The organism is Kocuria marina (assembly GCF_000786655.1).
Lineage (GTDB): Bacteria > Actinomycetota > Actinomycetes > Actinomycetales > Micrococcaceae > Kocuria > Kocuria marina_A.
The window spans coordinates 1-20,258 of the sequence record NZ_JROM01000058.1 but is presented as its reverse complement, the minus strand read 5'-3'; the positions used below and the strand labels follow the sequence as shown (position 1 = coordinate 20,258).

Genomic DNA, 20,258 nt, shown 5'->3' with positions numbered 1-20,258 from the left:
CTCATCCCCTCGCATGATGCACACCGCAGGTCCTGTGGGACGTGATCGCGGGACTGGTCACCGGCGTGCTCCTGACCCTCGTGGCCTCCTGGGCCCGGCGCGGCGGCACTCGACGGTCTGCGCGGCTCCCGCTCCGCCGACGGCATTCCGACGCCGCGCAGCGCCTCGACGTGCAGGAAGCCACCAAGCTGGAGGAATCCGTCGCGAAGATCCTGCACGTGGGCACGGATGAGCTGGGTGGAGCCTTACTCGAGAAGGCCGGCTACGCGAACCTCCTGGACATCCTGCTTGCGGTGGTGCTGGCCCTGCTCGCGGTGGCCGTGGTGGTCTCCGTCCTGGGGATCGCGTCCACCACATCCCTGTCGGTGCTGGAACGCTCCCGGGAGAACTCCCTGTTGCGCGCGCTGGGGTTGTCCAAGCGGCAGCTCGGGGCGCTCATCCGGCGGGAAGCCCTGGTGATCTCACTCGTGGCCACGGTGGTGGGCCTGGTGGTGGGCTGGCTCTTCGGGATGTTGGGGGGTGATGTCCCTGGTCGTGGAGGGGATGACCGTCCGGCCCGTGGTGCCGTGGGGTGGTTTCCTGCTCATCCTGGCCGGTGCCGTGGTGGTGGCGGTGATCGCCTCCGCGCTGCCGGTGCGCCGGGCCACGAAGCTCAACCCGGTGGAAGGGTTGGCGCGGGTGGACTGACGTGATCGCTCCGGCACGGCGGCGCCCTGAACGGCCCCGCCACAAAGCCCCGGCTGAGTACCGCGAGGTGCTCGGCCGGGGCTTCGTCACGCGTCCCGCGTCAACCGATCCGCGGTGTCCAGCAGGCGCTGCAGGATCTGCTGCTTCTCCTCCGGGTCCTCCGGCAGCAGGCCCATGGACGCCCGTTGGTAGAGGCCGTCCCCCATGCACTGCACGGCCGTGGCGACCATGGGATCCCCCACGTCCTCGAGGACCACCCGGTACCACTCGCGGGTCACGCGCTCGCACGTCTCTCGGGCACCGGGTTCGCCGGACTGCACCATGCGGAACGCCACCATGAGACTGCGGTCCAGGGGACTGTCCTCGTAGAGGGACGTGGCCAGGAACTCCCGCGCGGCACCCCGGGGGGACTGGGTGAGCCGGGTCAGATCCTCGCGGGCCATCTCCTCGCACCGGGCCAGGGCGGCGTCCACGAGTGCTTGCCGGTGGGGGAAGTGGTAGAGCAACCCGCCCTTGGACACCCCCGCCCGGGCGGCGACGGCGTCCAGCGTCGCGGCGCGCTCGCCCTCCGACAGTACGAGGTGCTCGAACGCGGTGAGTAGTTTCTCGCGGGCCACGGGTTTGCGGGGCATGGGTGTTGTGAACCTCACGGTGTGGGAATCATTGCCAGACGGACCACGTTAACTGTACCGTCTAGACGGTAAAAACTTGGCGAGAGGCTCCTGTGAAGGAGCTCGGTACAACGGTGTACGGCTCGCGTCGACACCCTATTCCGCAGCTCTGTTCCCAGGAGGTTCCCACGTGTCCGTGATGGTCGATCAACACCGCAAGGCCGGTGCCCGTGGCTGGGCCGCCCTGGGTGCCCTCATGTTCCCGGTGCTCCTGGTCTCCGTGAACAACACCGCTCTCAGCTTCGCCCTGCCCGCGATTTCCGCGGGACTGCGTCCCACCGCGGCGCAGCTGCTGTGGATCGTGGACATCTACCCCCTGGTCCTGGCCGCCCTGCTGATCCCCATGGGGAGCCTGGGGGACCGGATCGGGCGGCGGAAGATGCTCATCATCGGTTCCTCGGGCTTCGGCCTGGTCTCCCTGGGCGCGGCCTTCGCCCCGAGTGCGGAGTGGCTGCTGGCCGCCCGCGTGGGGATCGCCGTGTTCGGTTCCATGCTCTTGCCCACCACGCTGTCCCTGCTGCGCACCGTGTTCCAGGACGATCGCCAGCGCAGCTTGGCCATCGCGATCTGGACGGCCGGGTTCAGCGCCGGCGCCGCCCTGGGGCCCATCGCCGGAGGCTTCCTGCTCAACCACTTCTGGTGGGGCTCCGTGTTCCTACTGGCCGTGCCGGTGCTGATCGCGTTCCTGATCGTCGCCCCCCTGCTGCTGCCCGAGTCCCGTGACCCTCACCCGGGGCCGGTGGATCCCGCGTCCATCGTGCTCGCGGTGCTGACCATGGCCCCGATCGTGTACGGCATCAAGACCATGGCCACGGGCGGGTCCACCCTGCACGGTGTGCTGTTCATCGCCGTGGGTGCGCTGTCCGGGTTGTTGTTTGCGCGCCGCCAGGTGGTCAAGGACTACCCCATGCTGGACCTGCGCTTCTTCCGCAGCCCCCGGTTCTCGGGCGGGTTGTCCGTGAACGTGGTGTCCAACGTGGCGATGTTCGGGTTCCTGTTCTTCCTCACCCAGCACCTGCAACTGGTCAGCGGCATGGACCCCATGACCTCCGGTCTGTTCATGGTCCCCGGGCTGCTGCTGGCGATCGTCGCCGGGCTCACCGCCGCGAAGCTGGCCTACACGATCGGATTGCGCAACGCCGTGGTGCTGGGTCTGTTGCTCGTGGCCCTGGGCTTCTTCCTGGTGTTCTTCACGGATCAGCAGGCCTCGGCGCTGCCCGTCCTGGGCGGTTTCACCGTGATGAGCGCGGGTGTAGGAATCGCGACCACGCTGTCCACCGACCTCGTGGTCTCGTCCGTGCCGGAACGCAAGGCCGGAGCGGCGTCGGCCGTGTCCGAGACCGGGTACGAGGTGGGCGCCGTCCTCGGCACCGCTGTGCTGGGTGGCGTGACCACCGCGTTCTACCAGACCCACTTGGACCTGCCCGCGGCCCTGGATCCCGCGAGCGCCCAGGCCGCGCACGAGACGCTGGGTGGCGCCCTGGACGTGGCCGCTCAGTCGCCGTTGCAGGCTTCGATCGTCGACGCCGCCACGGCCGCCTTCTCCTCCGGCATGCAGTGGAGCTCGCTCGTGGGCGGTCTCATGGTGCTGGTCGTGGCCGTGGTCCTGGTGCGCGTGCTCCGCACGGACCGTCGCATGCCCCGCACCCACTGACCGGACCGCGGTGCGGTGGCGGTCCTCCTCACACGAGTCCTTCGAGCCGATGGATGCCCGTGACCAGGTCCGCTGTCGTGGGCGCTGCTGCGTAGCTCAGGCGAACGCGCGGGACGTCGGGCTGGTCGGCGTGGAAGTAGGTGCCGGGGGCCAGCGCGGTGCCGCGCGCGAGGGCTGCCGAGACGAACTCGCTCTCGTCGGCACCCCGGGGAAGGTGAAGCCACAGGTGATAACCCCCGCGGGGGTGATCGGGGAGGACATCTGCTCCCAGGGTCTCGACGACCGTGCGGACCGCCAACCGCCTGCGCTGCGCGAGCGCCGTCTGCAGCCGGGCCACGGATCGCTTCCATGCGGACGAGGTCAGTACTTCGAGCGCGGTGTGTTGCAAGGGTGCGGGCACCACCATGGTGTCGATCATGTGGGCCGTGCGCAGTCTCTCGAGCACGGGCCCGCGAGCCGCGAGCGCCCCGATCCTGAGATTGGGCGAGGTCACCTTGGTCAGGGACCGGATGTGGATCACCGTGCCGTCCGATTCGAGCAGGATCAACGGCTTCACGGGCGGGATACCGTCGTCGTGCGTCATGTGCCGCGCGTAGTCGTCCTCCAGAACGAACGCGTCGTGGCTGCGGGCGACCGCGAGCAGTTCACGGGCGCGCCCTTCGGTGAGGCTCACGCCGGTGGGGTTCTGGTACAGGGGCTGGAGCACCACGAGACGGGCCCCGGTGCGGCCCAGGGCGTCGTCGAGGTAGTCCGGGCGCATCCCGTGCGCGTCCAAGGGGAGCGACACCGTGCGCAGACCCGCGGCGCGGGCGGCGGCGAGGGTCCCCGGATACGTGGGTGCCTCCAGGATCACGGGGTCACCCGGTTGGGCCACCGCCCGCATCGCGGTGGACAGGGCGGCCTGTCCGCCACCCACGACCAACACGTCCTCGCGCCCCAGCCCTGCGCCGATGTCCTCCGCAAGCCACATCCGCAGGTCCGCGAGGCCTCCCACGGGAGGGCGCTCCCACGCGTGCGGACTGCGCGCTGCGCGGGTCAGTGCCGCACGCAGCGCCGTCATGGGCAGCAGGCTGTGATGGGCGTAGCCGCTGTTGAGGTCGATCACCCCGGGGCTCGGTGTGGCCAGGGTGTTGGACAGGCCGGGTGAGTGCAGGCGTCGCGCTCCCGGGTTGCCGTCCGCGAGCCCCGGGTTCAGTGCCAGGGCCGCTTCCTGCCACGTCGTATCTCCCGACGACGCCGCGGGCTCCTGTGCCGCGCGGAACGTCCCCGCCCCGGGTCGGGACACCACCAGTCCGCGCTGGGCGAGGAGCGCGAGTGCCCGGGACACGGTGGAGGCGCTGGCGCCGAAACGGGTCACGAGAGCCCGGTGGGACGGTAGCCGCGTTCCCGCGGCAAGTGGTGTGATGTCCCGCGTCAGTTCCCGGGCGATGTCCTCGGAACTGCTACTGTGATTCATGAAAGCTGAGAATAGCGCTACTACTCCCACGAGAGTATCGGTCCGGGGCCCGGGACGGGCCCACGGCCTATGGGGAAATGGCCCCCTTCTCGCGTCCCTGGGCGTCGTCGCCTTCTCCCTGAGCTTCCCCGGCACGGTCTTCGCCCTGGACGGGTTTGGACCCTGGACGGCCACCGGACTGCGAGGCGTCATCGCAGCGGCACTGGCCGGGACCGCCCTGCTGTGGGCCCGTCCGCCCGTGCCCGCGCGTCACGACTGGGCGGGGATCACCGTCGTGGCCCTCGGCTGCGCCCTGGGCTTCCCCCTTCTGACCACTCTGGCGCTGCAGACCACGTCCGCCTCGCACTCCGCGGTGGTCATCGGGGCCCTGCCCATGGCCACCGCCGTCATCTCCACGCTGCGCACCGGGAACCGGCCCTCGTGGGCGTTCTGGTGTGCGGCCGCCGCGGGAGGGGTGGTGGTCGTGGGATTCGCCCTGTTGCAGAGCAACGGGGTACCCGGCATCGGGGATCTCTATCTCGTGGCCGCCCTCGTGGTGTGTGCCGCGGGCTACGCGGAGGGCGGGAGATTGTCCTCCCGCATCCCCGGCTGGCAGGTGATCGCATGGGGTGTGCTCCTGGCTGCTCCCGTGAACCTGGTCGTGACGATCGCCGCTCTGCCCATGGAGCCCGTCCACCTCTCCGCGCGCGGTGTCGCGGGGCTTCTCTACATCGCGGCGGTCTCCCAGTTCCTGGGATTCGTGGTCTGGTATCGCGGCATGGCGCTGATGGGCGTCACCCGGGCGAGTCAACTGCAGCTGATGCAACCGCTCCTGACCCTTGTCTGGGCCGTCCTGTTGCTCGGCGAACCGTTCTCTCCGGATGTCGTGGTGGCCGCGGTGCTCGTCCTCGCGTGCGTGGCCCTGACACAGCGCACCAGAGCGTGACGTCCTGCCCCGTCGATCCACGCCCTGGAAAGCACAGCCCCGTGAAGACCTTCTGCAGGGTGGGGCCGATCAGGCCCCACCCCTCCCGGATCCGCCGGGGCGCCCGTAGAGTGGCCAGCAGCGCCGTCGTCGGACCGGAAGGAACCGGACCGGGCGGCGTGGACCGTCGGCACGAGGAAGTGGGGACACGGGCATGAGCGTACTGGAACTGATCGCGGACGCCGCGCAGCGGCCCCTGGATGCGGCGCGGGCCGCCCTGGAAGGGGCCTCCGCGGACACCCTCAACGAGATGCCGCGCGGTGAACTGAACTCCATGTCCTGGCTCGTGTGGCATGCGGCGCGGCAGCAGGACGCTCAGGTCGCGGAGCTGCGCGGAGCGGAGCAGGTGTGGCGTTCCGGCGGGTGGTGCGAGAGGTTCGGGTTGGACCGCCCGTGTGAGGACTTCGGCTTCGGGGACGACCCGCAGGCCGTGGCGAGCGTGCGCGTGGACGGCCCCGAGTTGCTGCTGGGCTACCTCGAAGCCGTCACGGACACCACGGCCGAATACGCGCACTCCCTGTCGGACGCCGAGCTGGACGAGGTCATCGACGATTCCTGGGATCCGCCCGTCACGCGGGGTGTGCGGATCGTGTCCGCGATCGACGACGCCGCCCAGCACGTGGGGCAGGCCGCCTACGTCCGCGAGCTGGTCGAGCACGGCTGGTCCGGGAAGTACTGAACACGCGGGGATCTTAGTCTTCATGCAACTACATGGACACCCCCGGTTCACCTACACTGGCTGTACTGACTATCGGGCCGCGGGCTAACGGTGCCGAAGTCCATCCCGGGAGACACGATCGCCTCATGACTCGTTCACGCTCACGCGCCGCGGCGGCCAGGAAGCCGTCCATGGCGCTGACCGCCTTCACGTCCTTCTCCATGCTCGTGGCCGTGAGCGTTGCGCTCAGCAATGGCACCGAAACCGCCCCCTGGCAGCCCGCCATGGCTCACGACGCGCAAGGCCCCCAGCGCCCGGGCGTTCCCGCTCCCGACGACGACGCCGCGCGGCCGGCTCAGGCCTCCCTGTTCGCCGTGGTGCCGGACCAGGCGGCGATCGCCGCGTCCCACGACGTGCCGGTGACCGCCCCGGGCACGTTCGTCCGCAATGCGGTGGACATCGCTCCCGGGGGTTCCGGTCCCCGCGCCTCCGGAGCCGGAGGCGCGGGCGCTGCCGGATCCGGAAGCGGTTCGGGCTCGAGCGGCTCCGGGAGCGGCGCGGGGGACACGTCCCCCGTGGCACCGAGCACGCGCGCTCCGGCCACGTTCGAGGGTGAGCTACCCGTCAACACCATCATCGCCCCGGCCCAACCGGTGGTCGTGCTGGACGGCGGCCGGTTCGGATGGCGGATCGCCCCGGACACCAAGCAGAAGGACTTCCACAACGGCACGGACATCTCCGTACCGGAGGGCACACCCGTGGTAGCTGCCCTGGACGGCACCGTCACAGCGGTCTTCTGGGACGTGTGGGGTGGCAACCGGGTGGAGGTCACGCACGCGGACGGCATCAAGACCACGTACAACCACCTCAAGGACGTCATGGTGCGCGTGGGGGACACCTTGCGTGCCTCCGAGCAACTAGGCACCGTGGGACAGACGGGTCTGCGTGTCACCGGCCCCCACCTGCACTTCGAGATCTGGGTTCACGGCAAGGTCGCGGACCCGGAGTCCTTCGACTGGGAGACCGGCAAGGGTGTCATCCCCGCGTCGCGCGCGCCGTATTCCACGGAGGACCAGGCCGCGATGCAGCCTCCCGTGGATCCGCACGCGGAACCCGGTACCGATTCCGGTCCCGCACCGGCCGACGTTCCCGATGCAGATCACGAACGCGTGATGGCACTGGGTCGGAAGACCCCGCCACCGGCAGCGGCGTCGTCGAACTCCGGAAAACCGGCTGACGCGAAGCAGGCGTCCGGCGAGAAGGCCGGGAACGACGCCAAGAAGTCCGCGCCCCAGGCTGCACCGGCCACGAAGGCACCTGCCAAGAAGGGGCCCGCTCACGAGCCAGGGTCGACGACGACGCCGCGCCCGAACACGATCCCGTCCAAGTCCGGTGGTTCCACGGGTGAGCCGAGCGATCCGGGCAAGCAGAAGCTCGACCCGAGCGGCTCCCCGACTCGGAGTGCTACGCCGATCCCGTCGAAGTCCGGTGGTTCCGCGGGTGAGCCGAGCGATCCGGGCCAGCAGAAGCTCGACCCGAGCGGCTCCCCGACTCCGAGTCCTACGCCGACCCCGTCGAAGTCTGGTGGCCCCGCGGGTGAGCCGAGCGATCCGGGCCAACAGAAGCTCGACCCGAGCGGCTCCCCGACTCCGAGTCCTACGCCGACCCCGTCGAAGTCCGGTGGTTCCGCGGGTGAGCCGAGTGATCCGGGCCAGCAGAAGTTCGACCCGAGCGGCTCCCCGACTCCGAGTGCTACGCCGACCCCGTCGAAGTCCGGTGGCCCCACGGGCACCCCGAGTGATCCGGGGGAGACCCTGCCCACCCCGAATCCGTCGACGTCCGGGCTCCCCAAGCCACCGGAGCACACCGAGCCGGGCGAGGATCCCAACCCTCAGTCGAACGTGCCCGGTCTGGATCCCTACACCGCGCCCGTGGATCAGCTGACCACGCTGGAGCAGGTGCAGCAGCGCACGCAGCACCTGCTGGCCACGCAGATTGTGCTGACCCCGGCGCAGCAGTTCGGACCCGCCACGCCACTGAACACCGAGCTGACCTTGCTGTCCCAGCGGTTTACGGATTCCAAGCTGGCCGCCGCGGATCCGACGTTCGCCGCGCAGCTGAACAAGACCCAGCACGCGGTGGCGGCGGCGTCGGCCAAACCGGCGGACAAGAAACTCACCGCCGCGGCCTCTGCCGAGCTGACCGCACTGCAGAAGCTGGTGGCCAAGGCCCCGCCGTACCAGCCTCCGGCTCCCCCTGCCAAAGACCGGTGAGGATCGGGGTTTCACCTCCCGCCCGTAACGGCGGGGATACGCGTGGACCGGCGAGCCCGCTCACAGCGGCGGGCGACACCCCGGTTTTCCAGAAATAGAAGTGCTCACACGAAGGGCCACCCCGCTCGCACGCGGGGTGGCCCTTCGGTTCGCTCGGGTGGATCAGTGGGCGGTGCGCACCCGCATGCCCGTAGCGGGGCGGGTCAGCATGTGGGTCCACGAGAACGTGAGGTCGTCCGGGTCGGTGCCCAGTTCCACGTTCGGGCGGGCCAGTGCCACCACGGCCGCGGACAGGGATGTCACCGCGATCTTCTCACCGGGGCAACGGTGGCCCGTACGGACCTCGGCACCGCCCTGGGGGATGAACGTGCGGATGGCCTCGGCGTCGTCGACCCCCATGAAGCGTTCGGGGTCGAAGGTGCCGGCGCGCTCCCACGAGGCGGGATCGTTGTTGGTGCCCAGGATGTCGATCAGCACGCGCTGACCCTTGTGGATGGGGCAGCCCTTGATCTCGGTGTCCGCGGTGGCCTCGGCGGGGAGCATCGGGACGAACGGGTAGACGCGGCGGACCTCCTGGGCGAAGGCCACGGCCTCCGGGATGTCGAGCAGAGAACCACCCCGTGCCTGGGACGCCTCGTGGATGCGGGCGGCCCATTCCGGGTGCTCCACGAGTGCTGCCCCGGCGAAGGCCGCGAAGCGAGCCACCGCCACGTTGGGGCGGGTGAGGTTCTGCAACTCCACCGCGGCGGTCTTCTCGTCCACGAGGCCACCGTTCTCGTCCACGAGACGCGCCATGTGGGCGAGCACCGAATCCGGGTCGGCGGCCACGGTGCCCGAACGCACACCGTGGATCAGCTGCGTGAACGTGCGATCCAGGCGGAAGCGCTCGAACCATGAGATCGGGTGCGTGGCGGGGCGCCCAAAGGTGTCCAGCAGACGGCTCATGCGGCGGGCCTGCCGGTCCATCTCCTGGCGGCTCCACGGGATCCCGGCCCAGCGGAAGGACGCACGGCCGAAGGCCAGGGCCGTGCCGTCGTAGACGTTGCCGGGGGAGGTCCATTCACGGATGAGCATCTCGAGTTCCTCGGCCACGAACGGCTTGTACTGGGCCACCCGCTCGTCCTCGTAGGCCATGTCCGCCATCTGGTTCTTACGTGCGGCGTGGGCGTCCCCGTCCAGGGCGTGGACGGCACCCGACCCGAAGAGCGGGCCGCGGATGAACAGGGGCATGGCGCCGTGGCGCTTCATGCGGGAGGTGTCGTAGAAGAGGTCCACCCCTTCTTCCCCGCGCACCAGGACCGAGCGCTTGCCCAGCAGGTTCATGCTCACCGGGGCGCCGGACTCCGGGGAGACGCCCGTGCGACGTCGTACGCGCGAGGCGAAGAGGTAGCCCGAGCGCAGGAAGGAGAGGACTTGGTCGGGGCGGGTGCGTCCCGCGGTGGAAGTCATGCTCTGATCGTACGGGTACTGACCTTTCGCCGACTGGGAGGTTTCAACGCCGGGCACGCACCTGCAGGGCGCCCGCGAAGAGGAACGCGAACAGGCCCATGAGCGGGAAGACGAACAGCGCGGTCCGCAACCCGGCGGCATCGGCGAAGAGGCCGATCAGCGGGGGCGAGAGCACGAACACGATGCGCATGCACCAGCTCACCAAGGTGAGTCCCGTGCCGGGTTTCAGGCCGGGGGCACGGTCTGCGGCGGCGTAGGCGTTGGGGACCATGGTCGCGCAGCCGAAGCCCGCGAGGGCGAAACCAGCCAGGGCCACCCACGGTGTCGGCGCGAGCGCCACGGCGCCCAGGCCCACGAAGATCAGTACGCCCCCGATGCGCGTGACCAGCACGGCTCCCAACGCGTCGATCAGCCTGTCCCCTAAAAGGCGACCCACGAACTGCGCGCCCACCAGGCTGACGTAGCCGAGCCCCACCATGCCCACGGGTGCGCCCAGGGCGTCCCGCAGGTAGACGGCGGACCAGTTGGAGCCCACGTCTTCCACGAGCACCCCGGACATGGCGACGACGGCGATCGGCAGCAGCGCGAGCGCGGCCACTCCCGCGCTACGCGGGAGCTTAGGCATCCCGGCGGTGTCCAGGGGGGCGTTCTCGGCCTGGGTGGCGGCGTGTTCCGCGTGGTCGTCGGGGACGGCCCAGCGCATGGCGAAGGCTGCCACGGCCGCGAAGATGACACCGCTGATCAGGAAGTGCCAAGGCAGGGGTAGGTTCATGGCCGCAGCGGCGGTGCCCATGAGGCCGCCGATCACGGCACCCACGCTCCACAGGGCGTGCATGGAGTTGATGATGGAGGTTCCGGCGAGGCGTTGTACTCGCAGTCCTTGCGCGTTCTGCGCTGTGTCCACGAGGGCGTCCAGCATGCCCGCGACGAACAGTCCGATCCAGAACACGGCCACGAGGGGAACGGATCCGGCCACGAACACCGCGGTGGCGAGCAGGATCGAACCCACCACGGCGACGCGCGCCGTTCCGAACCTCCGCAGAATGGGGGCCGGCAGGGGGCCCGCCACCACACCTCCGATGGGGAACGCGATCAGCGCGAACCCGTACAGGGCGTTGGACAGGTCGTACATGTCCTTGATCTCGGGCAAGCGGGGCAACAGGTTGGAGAAGATCGCGCCGTTGGTGAGGAACAGCAGAGACACCGCGATGCGCGCTCGGGTGATCCGCAGGCGGTCCATGGCCGGTGGTGGGGAAGCTGGCGTCACCCCGTCAGGCTACGAGCCGGGGAGGGTGGAGCACACTCGGGGGTGGTGTGTGCGTGAGTCCGCAGGGCCTGAATCCGCGGGGTTCGTAACATGAACATTTTGGGTGAGAAATGCGTGAAAAGTACACCCATAGGGGTGTTTGACATGTATGTCAAAGGCGCGCATTGAGCCATTCGCCCGAAATAATCGGAATCTCCCACCAAGCCAAGGCATCGGCAATATCGACATTTTGCGTCATGCAGAACGTGGATTCGTCCAGGACGCCTCCCTCCCCACGACGCCCCTGGGGGTCGATTTAGGTTGTGCGAGGCCTATGGTTTACTGAGAGAAGCCTCAAGGGTGGGGCTGGACCGAGTCTCCCCGGGCCCCGGTGTGAGAACTCAAGAAGGAGTGAAGAACATGGCAGGCAACCGTTCCGTCGTCTTCCGCGGCGTGAAGAACATGCAGGTTGAGGATCTGGACTTTCCGAAGCTCCAGATGCCCAACGGCAAGAAGGCACCCCACGGTGTTGTCCTGAAGATCGTGGCTTCCAACATCTGCGGTAGTGACCTCCACATCTACCGCGGGTCCTTCCCCGCCCCGGAAGGCATGGTCATGGGGCATGAGATGACCGGGGAAGTCGTGGAAATCGGCTCTGACGTCGAGTTCCTGAAGGAAGGCGACCTGGTCTCGGTTCCCTTCAACGTGGCTTGCGGCCGCTGCCGCAACTGCCGCAACGGTCGTACCGAGGTCTGCCAGACCTGCAACCCGGACGCCGATTCCGCTGCCTACGGCTTCAACCTGGGCGGCTGGGACGGCGGACAGGCCGAGTATCTTTTTGTTCCCTATGCGGACTTCCAGCTGCTGAAGTTCCCGGACCGTGACCAGGCCATGAAGAAGATCCGCGATCTGGCGCTTCTCTCTGACATCCTCCCGACTGCCTTCCACGGCCTCATGGAGGCTGGCGCCAAGCCCGGGTCCACTGTCTACATCGCGGGGGCCGGCCCCGTGGGCCGTTGCGGCGCCGCAGCTGCGCGCCTGCTGGGGGCGTCCTGCATCATCGTCGGCGACCATGACAAGGATCGCTTGGCCCTGATGAAGCGCAACGGTTGCGAAACCATTGACCTCAACGAGGATGTCCCGCTGCAGGACCAGATTGAAAAGATCCTTGGCGAGCCGATGGTCGACTGCGCCGTGGACTACGTCGGCACCGAAGCTCACGGCATCGGCAAGGACGCGGACAAAGAGGATCCGGCCTATGCGATCAACCAGGTGATCGACGTTACCCGCGCGGGAGGCGCCACCGGCATCATTGGCATCTACGGGCCTGACCCCCTGGCGGATTCCAAGGACGAGCAGAACGGCATCTACCCGATTGAATTCGGCAACGCCTGGATCAAGTCCCCGAAGATCACCGCTGGCCAGGCGCCGATCATGCATTACAACTACGAGTTGATGCAGGCGATCCTGTGGGACCGCATGCCGTACCTGTCGGACATGCTGCAGACCAAGGTCATCGGCCTTGACGATGCTCCTCAGGCCTACGCGGACTTCGACAACAGCTCGCAGGAGAAGTACATCATCGACCCCCACGGCATGATCGCCTCCTGATCTTGCTCACCCGGTAGTGAGGCCCTGGCAATTTGCCAGGGCCTCACTACCGCCAGGACGCGCCCCAAGCTGAGGGCGCCTTTTCGTTCTCTCCTATGGCCGGTCAGGAAAACAGCTGGCCGTGAACCCGGTGCCAGGGGTTCCACAGCACCCTCCGCCGACGGCGCGTCGAGCTGGAGGAAGCGGGGGCCACCATCACCTCCGCCGGGCGGCGGGTGCCCATGACCGCACTCATCGCCGTGGGCCTCATCCACGGCGAGGGGTTCCGCCCCGCCCCACAGGCCAGACCATCGACACCGTCTGCTCAACCCGCGGAGGAAGCAGAGAACACTGGGCGTCTACTCGAGCGCGTCCGTGAGTTGGAAGCTGAAATCCAGGAATGGCGCCGGCGCGCCGAAGTTGCTGAAGCACGAGCCGAAGAACGCCGCTGAGCTCTCGACGCCCTGCAAATCGCCAACGAAACCGAGCGCATGGCGCTTCGCATGCTCATCGGGCAGAGCTCCCACATCACGCAGGCTCCTGCTACTCCAGAACCTGTTCGTCCCGCCCGACGGCAGAGCCGGAAACGTCACCGGAACCCGCAGCCCCTGTGGCACCGCCCGAGCCGCGCCGCGGGTTCTTCTCCCGCATCTTCTCGGCCTAAGCCCAGCTACAGGCCCCGCCCGTGGTCCTCCCGGCCTGGGTCGGAACGGCAAAGATGCTGCGCCTGTTCCAACGAATGAAGCGGGGCTACCCGCTGTTGCTGCTGGGGCGCCGGGGGTTGCTTCCGAGGTGCCGGGTTGTCCAGCTCCACGACCTTGCGGATCTGCTCCCACTCCGCGCGGCGGACCGCTACCACCTCGGTCTGTTGCTCCTGCAGCTGACGCACCGCGACCACCGAGCGTTTACCCCGCCCCGCCTCACGGCGCCGCGGCGCCGTCTGCAAACCGTGCTCCAACTCCAGCCGGGTGCACGCGCTCTGGGCCGCACGCCGGTCGTTGCGCCCGTGCCACACCGTCCCCTCGTCACTGACCCGGCACACCACCACATGCACATGGTCATCAGCGTGGCGGACCATCACGCACGGGTGCTCCTCGAAACCTATGGGATGCGAGACGTCTCGTGAGCGCCTACGTGAGGGCATGACGAAAGCGCGAATTTCCGGGTTTCTTCTACCCTCAGCGATTCTCGCAACTATGTATCGTAACCCAGTGACTAGAGTTGTGTACTCATCGTTGGTTGCGAGACACTCGGGGTCGTCATGGGAAAGCTCATCGGTTATGCGCGGGTCTCGACCCGGCGGCAGGATGCCGACCGGCAGGTCGAGGACCTGCTAGCGGCCGGGGTCCGGCGGAATGACCTCTACGTCGATCAGGGGGTGTCCGGGGCCCGGGCCTCCCGGCCGAAGTTCGACAAAGCGATCGCCGCGCTGCATGAGGGGGACACCCTGGTGATCACCACCCTGGACCGGCTGGGCCGGTCCACCCAGAACATGCTCGCCTTCGCCGAGACCCTCAGAGAACGAGGTGCAGGGCTGCGGGTGCTGAGCCTGGGTGGGGGAGACGTGGACACTCACACGCCGATGGGCTCGATGGTGTTCACGGTGATGGCCGCCTTGGCCCAGATGGAGCTGGAAATCAAGCGCGAACGCATCACCGACTCCGTCGCCAAACGACGGGCCGCCGGTCAGGACCTCGGCGGCCGGCGCCCGACCTTTACCGAGTCGCAGATCCGCAGTGCCGCCCACCTGGTCGAGTCCGGCCAGCCCGCCACACAGGTCGCCCGCGATCTGGGCATGTCCCGAGCCACCCTCTACCGACGCATCCGCGACCTACCCGCTGCAACGTAGCGCTCTTGACACAGCCCCTCGTCTGCAAGCGGCAACATGGGGGGCATCCAGACTTATGCCATACATCGGTGCCATGCCAGAAGACTGGAAGACAGGTGCCAAGGTGGGGACGATACTGCCGTCTACTGGCGCCGACTTCTGCGGGCGACTTGGGTGATTGTGACCCTAGCCCCTTTCATTTTGCCCTGTCAGGTGGCGCGGCGGCGATGACGCCAAGCTGCGATGCCGGCCAGGACGGCAGCGACGGCGAGGAAGGGCAGGCCGAGCCGCCAGACCTCTCCCTCGACCTGCGTGGCCAGGCCGATGCAGGAGACGAGACCGGCGACCGGCAAGAAGGACGGGACGCGGAAATGGCGGTGCTGAACGGCATCGCGGCGCAGCACCAGGACGGCGGTGTTGACCGCGGCAAACACCACGAGCAGCAGCAGGACCATGGTGCTGGCGAGAATCTCGAGCGTCCCAGTGAGGGAGAGAACCAGGGAGAGGCCGGTGGTGACGATGATGGCCACCCACGGTGTCCGACGGCGGGGCAGTAGCCGGGCCAGCCCTGCTGGCAGAAGTCCGTCGCGGGCCATGCCGTAGGCCAGGCGGGAGGACATGATGCCGGTCAGCAGGGCGCCGTTGGCCACTGCCACCAGGGCTATGAGGCTGAAGACCACCGGAGGGATGATGCCCGCGGCGGTGACGACCTGCAGCAGAGGAGCGCTGCTCTCGGCCAGGTCAGCCGTCGGGACGACCGCCGAGGCCGCGACCCCCACCAGTGCGTAGACAACGCCGGCGACGATGAGAGCGCCGAAAAGCGCCCGGGGGTAGGACCGGGCCGGATCCTTGGTCTCCTCGGCGATGTTCACACTGGTCTCGAAGCCCACATAGGAATAGAAGGCCAGCACGGAACCGGCGAAGACGGCGGCGAGTGGGCCGTTCTCAGATGTCCCCAGCTCGGTCAACCGACTAAGGTCGCCGTCACCCCGGGCCACCACGATCGCGCCGAGGACAATGACCAGGAGCAGGCCGGAGACCTCGATGATCGTGGCCACCCGGTTGGCGCCCATCGACTCCGAGATGCCCCGCGCGTTCAGTGCTGCGAGCAGACCCAGGAAAACGACCACGACCAAGGTTGTGGGGAGGGTGATGAACTCTGTCAGGTAGTCACCTGCGAAGCCCAGGGCCAGCGCCCCCACTGAGATGATGCCCGCCGAGAGCATGCAGAACCCCACCAGGAAGCCGACGAACGGACCGAAGGCCCGGGTGGCGTAATGGGATGACCCGCCGGCCCTCGGATACTTGGTGGCGAGTTCGGCATAGGAACCGGCGGTGAGCAACGCGAGAACGAGGGCCACCACGAGCGGCACCCAGACGGCGCCTCCCGCGATCCCGGCGATCTCACCGGCCAATACGTACACGCCGGCACCGAGCACGTCACCGAGGATGAACAGGAACAGGCCCGCAGTGGTGACCGTACGGCGCAGACCCCGCCCTTGGGCGCTGGTAGAGGTTGATAACATGAAGCAACAGTAGACCCGGCTGGCCGCCGGGGTACTCAGTTTGCTCAGACCCGCTCCGATACCAGCAGAAGAGTTGAGTCCTGACTGGACGCTCGAGATCCTCGGCACCACCGTTCTGCACCAGGGTATGGATTAGCTGCCCAGGACGATGGTGGATACGAACATCTCTACCCCGCCGGCCAGTTATGTCGACCAGACGTCGGGTCCGTCGATGGATTCGGAGTCGCCCGGCTCGCCCCACTGTTGGAGTCGACTCCGACACAGAGTCGGCTCAGACGGGGAAATACTGCAGTTGGTTAGCCCTTGGGGTGAGGCAGTGCGGCAGTTACCGTGAGTCGAGTCAGGCCGATACGCGGGGAGGGAACACCCTGCCCGCCTAGAGAAGGAGACGCAGTATGTTCATTCATCAGCAGAAGCTCCAGTACAACTCCAGACCGGAGAAGCCTGATGCGGTGTATGCGCGCAAGCTTCAGGAGGTGATCGGGGGCCAGTATGGGGAGATCACGGTGGCGATGCAGTACAGCTTCCAGGCGTGGAACGCGCACATTCCCGGCAAGTACCGTGACCTGTTGTTCAGCACGGCGGCGGAGGAGTTCGGCCACGTGGAGATGCTGGCCACCATGGTGGCCCAGCTGCTGGAGAAGGCGCCGTTGGGTATCACCGAGGATGCCGTCCAGGATGATCCGGCCGTGGCCGCGGTGATCGGCGGGACGGATATGCAGCAGGCGATCGTCTCCGGTGCCGGGGCGCGGCCGGTGGACAGCATGGGCAATCCGTGGACTGCCGGGTATGTCACCGCCAGCGGCAACCTGCTGGCGGACATGACCTCGAACGTGAATGCGGAGATGCAGGGCCGGACCCAGGTGGCGCGGCTGTATCACATGACCGACGATCCGGGGATCCGGGACCTGTTGTCCTTCCTGCTGGCCCGGGACACCATGCACCAGAACCAGTGGGTCGCGGCGGTGCGTGAGTTGCAGGCGGACGGTCTGGAGGAGATGCCGGTGCCGAGCAACTTCCCACAGTCCAAGGAGGCCAGCGAGCACGCCTACACCGCCTACAACTTCTCGGACGGGGAGGCGATGGAGCAGGGATCGTGGGCCTCGGGCCCGACCCCGGACGGCAAGGCCGAGTTCTCCTATCAGCCCGAGCCGATGCCGGGAGTGCCGATGCCGCCTCCCACCCATCCCGATGCCCGGTTCTACGGCACCACGGAGCTGCCGAACATCGTCGAGAAGGCCGCTGGAACCATTCAGGACAAACTCAACAAGGAATAGGCCCGCGGGCGACCTTCGACGGTGTCCCCGGTCGCATCCGGCTGATACCCTCGCGTTCACCCACCCCGCATGTATCAACACATCTACAACCTCTGGAGGCTGCAATGATCAAGTGGCTTCACAGCATGGGAATCAAGTCCGAGTACGCCTACGCGGCCGGTTTCGGCTCCATCGGGATGACGTTCGCGTCCTGGCTCGCCTCGCGCGGCAAGCCCGATGACTCACGGGCACAGTCCGACCGCTGGGGCATCTTCGTCGGCCAGTGGGCACCGACCTTCCTGGCTGTCGGGATCGCCCTGCGGCTGGAAGAGCAGAAGTCTTTGACCATGAAGAAGTGACTCCCTAAGTCACTAGCGCAGGAAGAGCCCGGGGCCGGTCGGTCCCGGGCTCCTCGTGTCGCAGGCCGGAGAAGAGATGATTCGTTCCCGAGATCACGGAGACACTTCATGAGCGCCCCGAGCGGGGCGCCTCCTACCAGTGCCGCACCGCCTACATCTACGCCACCACGGAGAAGGGTGCCAAAACCCTCCGCGCGGAGCTGGATGCCGCGCAGACCGCCGATCCGTCCGTGGCTTGGACGGCCGCGATACGCGGGATCTCTACAACCTGGTGGAGGAGATCGCCCAGAAGGGTGCAGCGGTCGGGTTCGTTTCGGAGCGGATCACCGTGGACTGCCACGGCGCGTCTCCACTAGATTCGCTGATGCTGGGAATCCTTGCGGCCTTCGCGGAGTTTGAGCGGCGCAGGATCAAAGAGCGACAGGCTGAGGGGATAGCGATCGCGAAGGCTAGCGGGAAGTATGCGCAGACTCCCAAGCTGTCGGCAGACGACGTAGAGCAGGCGCGGGCCATGGTCGACATGGGGATCCCCAAAACCGAAGTGGCTGCGCGGTTCAAGGCCGCCAGACGTTCTATACAGCCCTTGGGACTGCTGCACGAATAGGTGACATCTGATCTGTGACGCTGTGAGGCATCGCTAGAAGAATGAACACCGCGCCCGAGCCCCATCCCCAGGAGTTCCGCGACGACGTCGTGAACGCCCCAGGGGGCAGGACAAGGGGCAACGGCGTCCACCAGATGGACTTACCCGCTGGCCTCACCGGATGCCAAAGCGAGGTAGCGGTATACAGTAGCCCGGCTGACCCCGAGCAGCTTGGCGATCTCCGGCGGCGTGAGTCCCGCATGCCGGTACTGGCCAGCCTGGCGAACCCTTTCCGTCTCTGGGGTGACTGCCGGCCGACCACCTCTACGGCCGCGGGCCGCGGCCGCGGCCAACCCGGCCTTGGTGCGTTCGGCAAGTTGGTCGCGTTCGAGCTGCGCGAAAGCGGACATCACTGTGAGCATTGCCTTGCCCATCGGCCCGGTGGTTGCGATCCCCTCGGTAAGGGACCGGAAGTTGATGCCCTGGGACTCGAGCCGGTCAATCAGCTCAAGCAGCTGACGGGTGTTGCGTCCCAGCCGGTCGAGTTTCCACACCACGACCTCGTCCCCGGCGCGGGCGTGCTCGAGCAGCTTGTCGAGCTGGGGGCGCTTGGCCTTGGTCCCACTGACCCCATGGTCGGTGTAGACCTTCTGGCATCCCGCGTCCTTCAGTGCGCGGGTCTGTAGGTCCGCGTTCTGCTCGACAGTGCTCACGCGCGCGTATCCCAGGCTTGCCATCCGGTCCTCGTCTCAATAACTCGACTGTTTTCGGTTTGTTGAGACGATAGCAAATGAGACAGGCAAATGAGACAAAAGGGCACGGTTGTGGCGTTGGTGGGTTGCGTGTGGAGTTCGCCGGTAGGTGGCGTGCTTCTAGTTGTTGTGGGTCATGAGGTTCTTGTCGCGGGTGCGTCGATGAGATGAGGAACGGGCTCCTCGCCACAGGATGGAAGTTCCTACACCGTCCGTCCGTACGAGAGAGCCCGTTCATGACCCACCGTAATGCACCCCTGACCCCGACCGGCCGGCTGCGCATGGTGGCCCGTCACCTCGAGGACGGGATCCCCAAGGCCCACGTCGCCGCCGAATTCCACGTCAGCCGTCCGACGGTGTCCACCTGGGTGGCCCGCTACCTCGAAGACGGCGAGGATGGCCTGGCCGACCGGCCCTGCACCCCTGTCGGGAGTCCGTTCCGCACGGCCCCGGAGGTGGTGGAGCGCATCGACGCCCTGCGCCGGGGCCGGAAGTGGTCGGCCCGGCGCATCTGGCACCACCTGAGCGCCGGCGGCTACGACAACGACCCACAGGACGAGAAGGGCCCCGGGCCCTTCCACGCCCCCGTGACCATCGCGCTGCGCACCGTGGGCCGGTGGCTGGCCCGGCTGGGGATCTCCCGGTTGCGCGACCTCACCCCGGACGGAGAGGACTCCCGCCGGGTCCCGCGGCGGATCACCGCGCACTGGCCCGGGCACATGGTCCACCTGGATGTGAAGAAGGTCGGCAGGATTCCCTACGGCGGCGGGTGGCGTGCCCACGGCCGCGGCACGACCAAGGCCCTGGCAGCCAAACGCGGTCCCGGGGCCAGGATCGGCTACACCTACCTGCACACCGCCATCGACGGGTTCTCGCGCCTGGCCTACACCGAGGCCCTCGACGACGAGAAGGCCACCACCACGATCGGGTTCTTCGCCCGGGCGAGGGCGTTCTTCGCCGCTCACGGGATCGAGCGGGTCCACCGGGTGGTCACCGACAACGGCGCCAACTACCGGGCCAAGGACTTCACCCGCACCGTTGAGGCCCTGGCCTCGAAGCACCAGCGGATCCGCCCCTACACCCCGAGGCACAACGGCAAGGTGGAGCGGTACAACCGGTTGCTCGTCGACGAGGTCCTCTACACCCGGACCTACGCCACCGAGCACGACCGCCGGACCGCGATCGGGACCTGGGTCAATCACTATAATTACCACCGCCCGCACACTGCCTGCGGCGAAAAGCCCCCGGCCTCACGCGTCCCGGCCCGTGTCAATAACGTCATGCCCTCTTACATCTAGGGGTGTCG

At 67.7% G+C, this 20,258-nt stretch carries 19 protein-coding genes; 11 read left to right on the top strand and 8 right to left on the bottom strand.

Annotated elements, in window-relative coordinates:
* Nucleotides 1–41: 41 nt before the first annotated feature.
* On the top strand, nucleotides 42–692 hold the full coding sequence (locus tag AS25_RS12640) for an FtsX-like permease family protein (RefSeq protein ID WP_035965595.1): 651 nt from the start codon (nucleotides 42–44) through the stop codon (nucleotides 690–692).
* Between the two features lie 81 nt (nucleotides 693–773).
* Here AS25_RS12640 and AS25_RS12635 read toward each other — a convergent pair whose 3' ends face one another.
* The gene (locus AS25_RS12635; protein ID WP_035965593.1) at nucleotides 774–1,319 is read right to left on the bottom strand and encodes a TetR/AcrR family transcriptional regulator; all 546 of its coding nucleotides are present in this window, start codon (nucleotides 1,317–1,319) and stop codon (nucleotides 774–776) included.
* Between the two features lie 178 nt (nucleotides 1,320–1,497).
* Between AS25_RS12635 and AS25_RS12630 the strand changes: the two genes are divergently transcribed.
* Complete coding sequence (locus AS25_RS12630) at nucleotides 1,498–3,012, top strand: MFS transporter (RefSeq protein ID WP_035965729.1); 1,515 nt, start codon at nucleotides 1,498–1,500, stop codon at nucleotides 3,010–3,012.
* A gap of 28 nt (nucleotides 3,013–3,040) precedes the next feature.
* On the opposite strand, the gene AS25_RS12625 is transcribed toward AS25_RS12630, so the two are convergent.
* Nucleotides 3,041–4,468 (bottom strand): aminotransferase-like domain-containing protein, encoded by a 1,428-nt coding sequence (locus AS25_RS12625; RefSeq protein ID WP_052160988.1) that lies wholly within the window; start codon nucleotides 4,466–4,468, stop codon nucleotides 3,041–3,043.
* Between AS25_RS12625 and AS25_RS12620 the strand changes: the two genes are divergently transcribed.
* The 3 genes from AS25_RS12620 to AS25_RS12610 all read left to right on the top strand — a co-directional run bounded on the left by AS25_RS12620 (nucleotide 4,467) and on the right by AS25_RS12610 (nucleotide 8,363).
* Nucleotides 4,467–5,393: a DMT family transporter gene (locus tag AS25_RS12620; protein WP_084118217.1), complete on the top strand. Its 927-nt coding sequence runs from the start codon at nucleotides 4,467–4,469 to the stop codon at nucleotides 5,391–5,393. The two genes, AS25_RS12625 and AS25_RS12620, sit on opposite strands and share 2 nt — an antisense overlap.
* A gap of 193 nt (nucleotides 5,394–5,586) precedes the next feature.
* Nucleotides 5,587–6,111: a mycothiol transferase gene (locus tag AS25_RS12615; protein WP_035965591.1), complete on the top strand. Its 525-nt coding sequence runs from the start codon at nucleotides 5,587–5,589 to the stop codon at nucleotides 6,109–6,111.
* 125 nt (nucleotides 6,112–6,236) lie between these two features.
* Nucleotides 6,237–8,363, top strand: coding sequence for a M23 family metallopeptidase (locus AS25_RS12610; RefSeq protein ID WP_156960997.1), 2,127 nt, complete (start codon nucleotides 6,237–6,239; stop codon nucleotides 8,361–8,363).
* A 162-nt stretch (nucleotides 8,364–8,525) separates the two neighbouring features.
* On the opposite strand, the gene AS25_RS12605 is transcribed toward AS25_RS12610, so the two are convergent.
* Both AS25_RS12605 and AS25_RS12600 read right to left on the bottom strand, forming a co-directional pair.
* Nucleotides 8,526–9,812 carry a cytochrome P450 gene (locus AS25_RS12605; RefSeq protein ID WP_035965726.1) on the bottom strand — a complete coding sequence of 429 codons (1,287 nt, stop codon included), beginning with the start codon at nucleotides 9,810–9,812 and terminating at the stop codon, nucleotides 8,526–8,528.
* A gap of 43 nt (nucleotides 9,813–9,855) precedes the next feature.
* The gene (locus AS25_RS12600) at nucleotides 9,856–11,079 is read right to left on the bottom strand and encodes an MFS transporter (RefSeq protein WP_338075330.1); all 1,224 of its coding nucleotides are present in this window, start codon (nucleotides 11,077–11,079) and stop codon (nucleotides 9,856–9,858) included.
* A gap of 399 nt (nucleotides 11,080–11,478) precedes the next feature.
* Here AS25_RS12600 and AS25_RS12595 point away from each other — a divergent pair, with 399 nt between their 5' ends.
* Nucleotides 11,479–12,669 carry an alcohol dehydrogenase catalytic domain-containing protein gene (locus tag AS25_RS12595; RefSeq protein WP_035965587.1) on the top strand — a complete coding sequence of 397 codons (1,191 nt, stop codon included), beginning with the start codon at nucleotides 11,479–11,481 and terminating at the stop codon, nucleotides 12,667–12,669.
* 338 nt (nucleotides 12,670–13,007) lie between these two features.
* Here the strand turns inward: AS25_RS12595 and AS25_RS14815 are convergent, their stop codons facing one another.
* Both AS25_RS14815 and AS25_RS14810 read right to left on the bottom strand, forming a co-directional pair.
* On the bottom strand, nucleotides 13,008–13,175 hold the full coding sequence (locus AS25_RS14815; protein WP_156960996.1) for a hypothetical protein: 168 nt from the start codon (nucleotides 13,173–13,175) through the stop codon (nucleotides 13,008–13,010).
* 143 nt (nucleotides 13,176–13,318) lie between these two features.
* The gene (locus tag AS25_RS14810) at nucleotides 13,319–13,792 is read right to left on the bottom strand and encodes a relaxase/mobilization nuclease domain-containing protein (protein WP_156960995.1); all 474 of its coding nucleotides are present in this window, start codon (nucleotides 13,790–13,792) and stop codon (nucleotides 13,319–13,321) included.
* A gap of 117 nt (nucleotides 13,793–13,909) precedes the next feature.
* Between AS25_RS14810 and AS25_RS12585 the strand changes: the two genes are divergently transcribed.
* Entirely contained in the window at nucleotides 13,910–14,497 is a 588-nt protein-coding gene (locus tag AS25_RS12585) for a recombinase family protein (RefSeq protein WP_035965582.1), read from the top strand.
* A gap of 188 nt (nucleotides 14,498–14,685) precedes the next feature.
* On the opposite strand, the gene AS25_RS12580 is transcribed toward AS25_RS12585, so the two are convergent.
* A complete protein-coding gene (locus tag AS25_RS12580) occupies nucleotides 14,686–16,002 on the bottom strand; it encodes an APC family permease (RefSeq protein WP_035965580.1) in 1,317 nt (438 codons plus the stop codon).
* A 395-nt stretch (nucleotides 16,003–16,397) separates the two neighbouring features.
* On the opposite strand from AS25_RS12580, the gene AS25_RS12575 reads away from it, so the two are divergent.
* From AS25_RS12575 to AS25_RS12565, 3 genes are all read left to right on the top strand, one after another.
* A complete protein-coding gene (locus tag AS25_RS12575) occupies nucleotides 16,398–17,279 on the top strand; it encodes a manganese catalase (protein WP_035965578.1) in 882 nt (293 codons plus the stop codon).
* A 104-nt stretch (nucleotides 17,280–17,383) separates the two neighbouring features.
* Nucleotides 17,384–17,617 carry a hypothetical protein gene (locus AS25_RS12570; protein WP_035965577.1) on the top strand — a complete coding sequence of 78 codons (234 nt, stop codon included), beginning with the start codon at nucleotides 17,384–17,386 and terminating at the stop codon, nucleotides 17,615–17,617.
* A gap of 271 nt (nucleotides 17,618–17,888) precedes the next feature.
* Nucleotides 17,889–18,221 (top strand): recombinase family protein, encoded by a 333-nt coding sequence (locus tag AS25_RS12565; RefSeq protein ID WP_240919039.1) that lies wholly within the window; start codon nucleotides 17,889–17,891, stop codon nucleotides 18,219–18,221.
* 140 nt (nucleotides 18,222–18,361) lie between these two features.
* Here AS25_RS12565 and AS25_RS12560 read toward each other — a convergent pair whose 3' ends face one another.
* Nucleotides 18,362–18,937 (bottom strand): recombinase family protein, encoded by a 576-nt coding sequence (locus AS25_RS12560; RefSeq protein WP_035965574.1) that lies wholly within the window; start codon nucleotides 18,935–18,937, stop codon nucleotides 18,362–18,364.
* A gap of 251 nt (nucleotides 18,938–19,188) precedes the next feature.
* On the opposite strand from AS25_RS12560, the gene AS25_RS12555 reads away from it, so the two are divergent.
* Complete coding sequence (locus tag AS25_RS12555) at nucleotides 19,189–20,250, top strand: IS481 family transposase (RefSeq protein WP_035963043.1); 1,062 nt, start codon at nucleotides 19,189–19,191, stop codon at nucleotides 20,248–20,250.
* Nucleotides 20,251–20,258: the final 8 nt, after the last annotated feature.

Coding starts and splice junctions, on each gene's coding strand:
- AS25_RS12635 (WP_035965593.1), bottom strand. CDS start 1,319: ATGCCCCGCAAACCCGTGGCCCGCGAGAAACTACTCACCGCGTTCGAG.
- AS25_RS12630 (WP_035965729.1), top strand. CDS start 1,498: ATGGTCGATCAACACCGCAAGGCCGGTGCCCGTGGCTGGGCCGCCCTG.
- AS25_RS12620 (WP_084118217.1), top strand. CDS start 4,467: ATGAAAGCTGAGAATAGCGCTACTACTCCCACGAGAGTATCGGTCCGG.
- AS25_RS12625 (WP_052160988.1), bottom strand. CDS start 4,468: ATGAATCACAGTAGCAGTTCCGAGGACATCGCCCGGGAACTGACGCGG.
- AS25_RS12615 (WP_035965591.1), top strand. CDS start 5,587: ATGAGCGTACTGGAACTGATCGCGGACGCCGCGCAGCGGCCCCTGGAT.
- AS25_RS12610 (WP_156960997.1), top strand. CDS start 6,237: ATGACTCGTTCACGCTCACGCGCCGCGGCGGCCAGGAAGCCGTCCATG.
- AS25_RS12605 (WP_035965726.1), bottom strand. CDS start 9,812: ATGACTTCCACCGCGGGACGCACCCGCCCCGACCAAGTCCTCTCCTTC.
- AS25_RS12595 (WP_035965587.1), top strand. CDS start 11,479: ATGGCAGGCAACCGTTCCGTCGTCTTCCGCGGCGTGAAGAACATGCAG.
- AS25_RS14810 (WP_156960995.1), bottom strand. CDS start 13,792: ATGCCCTCACGTAGGCGCTCACGAGACGTCTCGCATCCCATAGGTTTC.
- AS25_RS12585 (WP_035965582.1), top strand. CDS start 13,910: ATGGGAAAGCTCATCGGTTATGCGCGGGTCTCGACCCGGCGGCAGGAT.
- AS25_RS12580 (WP_035965580.1), bottom strand. CDS start 16,002: ATGTTATCAACCTCTACCAGCGCCCAAGGGCGGGGTCTGCGCCGTACG.
- AS25_RS12575 (WP_035965578.1), top strand. CDS start 16,398: ATGTTCATTCATCAGCAGAAGCTCCAGTACAACTCCAGACCGGAGAAG.
- AS25_RS12570 (WP_035965577.1), top strand. CDS start 17,384: ATGATCAAGTGGCTTCACAGCATGGGAATCAAGTCCGAGTACGCCTAC.
- AS25_RS12560 (WP_035965574.1), bottom strand. CDS start 18,937: ATGGCAAGCCTGGGATACGCGCGCGTGAGCACTGTCGAGCAGAACGCG.
- AS25_RS12555 (WP_035963043.1), top strand. CDS start 19,189: ATGACCCACCGTAATGCACCCCTGACCCCGACCGGCCGGCTGCGCATG.